Annotated in this window: 6 protein-coding genes; 4 read left to right on the top strand and 2 right to left on the bottom strand. The window is 71.5% G+C overall.

Translation table 11 applies throughout. The features are described from left to right. Positions 1 to 2 precede the first annotated feature (2 nt). Positions 3 to 635 carry a TetR/AcrR family transcriptional regulator gene (locus H5J33_RS23960; protein ID WP_181796963.1) on the bottom strand — a complete coding sequence of 211 codons (633 nt, stop codon included), beginning with the start codon at positions 633 to 635 and terminating at the stop codon, positions 3 to 5. A 143-nt stretch (positions 636 to 778) separates the two neighbouring features. Further along, the gene (locus tag H5J33_RS23965; RefSeq protein WP_181796964.1) at positions 779 to 1,204 is read right to left on the bottom strand and encodes a cold-shock protein; all 426 of its coding nucleotides are present in this window, start codon (positions 1,202 to 1,204) and stop codon (positions 779 to 781) included. 120 nt (positions 1,205 to 1,324) lie between these two features. Between H5J33_RS23965 and H5J33_RS23970 the strand changes: the two genes are divergently transcribed. The 4 genes from H5J33_RS23970 to H5J33_RS23985 form a co-directional block, all read left to right on the top strand. Continuing rightward, complete coding sequence (locus H5J33_RS23970; RefSeq protein WP_181796965.1) at positions 1,325 to 1,780, top strand: hypothetical protein; 456 nt, start codon at positions 1,325 to 1,327, stop codon at positions 1,778 to 1,780. A gap of 65 nt (positions 1,781 to 1,845) precedes the next feature. Next, a complete protein-coding gene (locus H5J33_RS23975) occupies positions 1,846 to 2,265 on the top strand; it encodes a thiamine pyrophosphate-dependent enzyme (RefSeq protein WP_309485477.1) in 420 nt (139 codons plus the stop codon). A 384-nt stretch (positions 2,266 to 2,649) separates the two neighbouring features. After that, complete coding sequence (locus tag H5J33_RS23980) at positions 2,650 to 3,270, top strand: hypothetical protein (protein WP_181796966.1); 621 nt, start codon at positions 2,650 to 2,652, stop codon at positions 3,268 to 3,270. A gap of 204 nt (positions 3,271 to 3,474) precedes the next feature. Next, positions 3,475 to 4,737: serine protease (locus H5J33_RS23985; RefSeq protein ID WP_181796967.1), on the top strand; the 1,263-nt coding region annotated here is incomplete at its 3' end.

The raw sequence follows: 4,737 nt of genomic DNA on the forward strand, positions 1-4,737 counted from the left end.
GGTCATCGCGCGCTCTCCGCGGCCATGCGCAGGCCCGTCTCGTACACCAGCCGGGCGTGGAACTGGAACATCTCCACCAGATCGACGCTGTCGCCGTTGAACTCCCGCTGGACGAACAGCCCGTCGGCCCCGGCGATGGCGTAGGTGGTGAGCACGCGCACCGCGTCGTCGTCCAACTGCGGCAGCACGAAGCGGACGACTTCCTCGATCCGCTGCCGCGCGATGTGCCGGACCTGGAAGAACACCGTCCGGCTCCGGGGCTCCTCGGGCCGCCGCTCCAGGGCGAGCATGAGGCCGAGACGCAGGAAATCCGGTTCGTTCACCAGGGACTTGGCCACGTTCGCCGCCATGATCATGGCCCGGTCCAGGAGAGTGCCGGCTTCCTCGCCGGGCAGCTCGACGGCCGCGAGCCAGGTCTCGAAGCTGCGCTCGATGACCGCGGTGATCAGGTCGTCCTTGTCCCTGAAGTGCCAGTAGATGGAGCTGGCGGGCAATCCGCACCGGGCACTGACCGCCGCGATCGACGTGCCGTCGTACCCGCGTTCGCCCGCGATGGCCACCGCCGCGTCGAGAATGCGCTGCCGCGACTCCACGCCGTTGGCGCGCTTCTTGCCACTCGTGCGTGGGCCGGTCATGCAGAAGACCCTTCCGTCGTCCCGCTCTTGGCGCTGTCGGGCGCCGATCTTACCGTAATGCCTGCTCCAATTGGAGCAGGCATTACAGCAAGTCGCGGAACCGGCCGACCGCCTCCTCACGGGGCGGCCGCGCCGATCACGGTTCAGTCCTCGACCCAGCCGTGGCTCTCGCTGGACTTCACCAGGGCGGCGCGGATGCCGAGGATCTGCTCCGCGGTCAGCTGCGGGCTCGCGTTCAGCAGCAGCTCCGTCACCTCGCGCCGGTACTCCGCGGCGCTGAGCACGTCGCACATCGGCTGGCCGGACTCGTCCAGCACCGCCGACCGCGGTGCCGCGCCCGGCCGCCGCGGCACGCCGGGCTCGGCGCCCTCGGGGAGCCGGATGTCCGACGCCTTCGGCCCCCGTTCGCCGTTCTCCACGTCGAATTCCACGACCAGGCCCGGGCGCACGTACTCCTCGGGGATCAACAGATCGTTCACATGCAGGAAGACATCCTCTCCGCCGCCTTCCGGCGCGACGAACCCGTAACCGCGCGAACTGTCGAAACGGACGACACGACCCGCGACCATGCGGAACCCCCAACTCCTCGAAACCACACACCATCCGGGACCTGCCCCCGGAACCGTGTACGGATCGTAGCCGCGGACCGCCGCCGCCCGGCGGCCCTCCCGTCGGGCATGATCGGGACCATGGAGCACGCACACCTGCCGACCACCGAGGCCGCGGTCACCGCGATACGCGCGCTGGCGGACGAGTTCCGGCTGTCGGTATCGGTCACCGACGACATCGGGGCGGATCGCACGTCGCGTCGTACCTCGGCCCCGCTGTTCACCGCGGCCGACCCCGACGGCTCACTGCCGCACGAGGCGTTCGTGGAGCTGGCGGGCCCGCCGTCGGTGAGCGTCCGGCTCTTCCCCGAGGACGACGCGAAGATCACCGTCGAGGGCGTGGAGTTCCACGACGTCCCCCGCGACTCGGTCCCCGCCTTCCTCCGCTCCGTCTACGGCGGACTGGCCTTCACCAAGGGCCGGCTGTTCCCGCCCGGCCAGTGGCTCGTCGTCCCCCTGCCCGGCGACGAGACGTACAAGGAACTGATCCCACTGTCTTTCCCGACGTCCTGGCCGGCCCGGGGCGCCCGTCGCTGACGCATCGGCCCGGGGTCGTTCCGGTGCGGTGCCGGAACGCCCGCTGCCCCTGCTGGAACGCAAGGGTGACCGCTCCTTCCTCAGGCCGGCGGTGGTGGGAGCTGATCGGCGAGCAGGCCGCGGGCCCGGGCGCACCGATGCGCCCGCAGGTGGTGACCTGGGAGGTGTCCAAGGCCCTGCCGGACGGCGCGATCCTCATCGGGGACGCGGGTACCGTGACGGTCCGGGGCGGTCGGCTGCGGCCGCGCAAGGGCACGCGGTACTCCTTCTCCGGCACCCCGCGCACCATGGGCTCCGCCCTGCCCTGCGCCATCGGCGCGCGGACCGCCCACCCCGGCCGCCCGGTGATCGCCCGCGCCGGCGACGGCTCGATGAGCAGGGGCACGGGCGAACCCGTCACGCTCGCCCGGTACGACCCGCCCGTGGAGGTCGTCGCAAGAATGTCGTCGGAGAACCGGTTCCCGACTCTCCGAGCCGGGCGGTGATCGCAGCGATATTCCGCGCTGCCGTGTCTTACGAACAGGTCGCCCAGACCTCCCACTGACCCTGGAGGCCCCACCGGAAGCGAATCCGGTGGGGCCTCCGGGGTGTCTTGCCGGCAGGCGTGGGGCGATCGGGTCACCTATGGTGGGAGGCGGTGAGCCGATGGAGGCTCGCCCGATCGGGGTCACTCGGTGCGCGGTCCCGAACGCACCCCGCCCCGTGGGGCCGTGAGTACACCGGCCACGTCACCCGTCCCCGGCGCATCCCGCCGACCGCTCCTTGCCCGACCGGTATCCCCGGCGGAACCGATCGCGCCGTCCAGAACGGCTCGCGCCGTCCAGAACGGCTCGCGGGAGTGCGCGGGCGCATCGACGAACGGAGGGACCATGGCAGCAATCCGCCTGACCCTGAAGGCCGCGCTGTGCACGGTCGTCGCCTTGCTGGTGGCCGCCGTCTGGACACAGCCGGCGAGCGCGTGGACCTGGGCGAGAGGAGTGACCGTCTACAACGGTCCCGGCCTGTGCGTCCGCGGTGACGCGGGAATCGACCACCGGCGGCCCGGCACGCTGTCCGGCAACCTCGCGTACTCCGACACCTACGCGCTCACCCAAGGATGCGGCACCGGTCTGTCCCGGCCCGACGGCTGGGCCGCCACGCAGGCCACCGTCTACCGCTGGAACGGCTCCGGCTGGGCGGTGTGCCGCAGCAGCGACTGGAAGTACGGTGCCACGGGCCAGGCGGGCGGCCAGTTCCCCGGGCCCTGGGGGCCTGAGCTGGTGTTCGACTGGGGCGGGTGGCAGTCCTGCGGGGAGGGCTACTACCGCACGCTCGCCGCGGCCTACGTCTGGGACGGCTCCGCATGGCGCGGCGGCGGCGTCTGGTCGGGGTATGAGTACGCCTCGCCCGCCGGCTTCCACGGCGCCCGGGAGAAGGCGCCCGGGCTCGCACCCTCCGGGCGCCCCGCCCCGCCCCCCGTCCACCCGAGGACGCACCAGCACGCTCACTGACACCGGGAGCGCACCGCGTCACCCACGTGTCCGGCGGATCAGCGAGGATCCGCCGGACACCCGCTGTCGCCCGGCCGGGAGCCGGGCACGGAACGCAGCTGGTTGACCAGGTGACTTTTGAACCGGGGACCATCCGTACGGGAAGAAATCGCCGGTGACCGGTGGACACAATGGGGGAGGGGAGCGGAGCGAGGGAGACCTTCGATGATCACCGTGGAACGCGTTCCTCAAGCGGAGACGGATTACCTGGCGCAGCTGGAGAAGGCCGCGAAACGCTTCGGCGACCGGACCCGGCAGAGAGAGGAAAACCTCCAGACCCTCGCGGGCCGGGGCGTGCTGTACGCCGACGAGCCCGGCCGGGTCCAGAGACGGCTGGCGCGACTGAACGCCGACTGGTCGCTCGCCAAGGCGATCGAGCAGATACCGACGCGGCCCGCCGCCACGACCGGCAGTACGTTGTCGCTGTCACCGGACGCGTTCGGCGCCGATCTCCTCGGCCTGGAACGGCTGATGGGACGCAACAACCTCACCCAAGTGGCCTTCCTGGAGGGAGGGTACCTGGCCGCCCGGTCGATCGGGCGGCTCCGCGTCCGCACCCCGGAGGGTGGACACTACGGCACCGGTTTCATGGTGTCCCCTTCCCTCCTCCTCACCAACAACCACGTACTGAGGAGCCCGGAGGAAGCGGCTCACGCCGTCGTCGAATTCGACTTCCAGGCGGGCGTGGACGGGCGCCCGCTGGTGCCGGTGGCCTTCCGCATCGATCCCCACGGTTTCTTCGCCACCGACCGTGAGCTGGACTTCACCGTCGTCGCGGTGGCCGAGCGCGACCAGGAGGACGCGCGGCTCGCCGACTTCGGCTGGCTGCCGCTGGACGGGGCGCAAGGAAAGGTCATCATCGGGGAGTTGGTCAACATCATCCAGCACCCCAACGGCGAGCCCAAGCAACTCGCCCTGCGCGAGAACCAGATCGTCGATCTGCTGGGCCTGTTCGTCCACTACGTGACCGACACCGCGCCGGGTTCCTCCGGCTCACCCGTCTTCAACGACCAGTGGGAAGTCGTCGCGCTGCACCACTCGGCCGTGCCGGAGACCGGTCCCGACGGCCGGCCCCTGGCCACCGACGGAACGCCGTGGCGGCCGGGCATGGGCGAGCACCGCCTGGCCTGGAAGGCCAACGAAGGAGTGCGCGTCAGCAGCGTGCTGCAAGCGCTGAGCCGGCTCACCCTGACCGGGAACGCGGCCCGGCTGCGCGACGAACTGTTCCGGCCACCGGACCGGCCGCACACCGAGGGCGCACCGCCGACGGCGGCGAAGCCGGGCCCGGACGGATTCCCGCCGGACGGTTCCGCACCGCCCACCTCCGGCACCGCCGTCGGCATCACCGTGCCGCTGCGGATCACCGTGGGTGTCGACGCGCGCGAGACCGGACAGCACGGCGACCCTGCCTGCGGGGATGGCGCACCC

The organism is Streptomyces sp. WELS2, from assembly GCF_013870595.1.
Classification (GTDB): domain Bacteria; phylum Actinomycetota; class Actinomycetes; order Streptomycetales; family Streptomycetaceae; genus Streptomyces.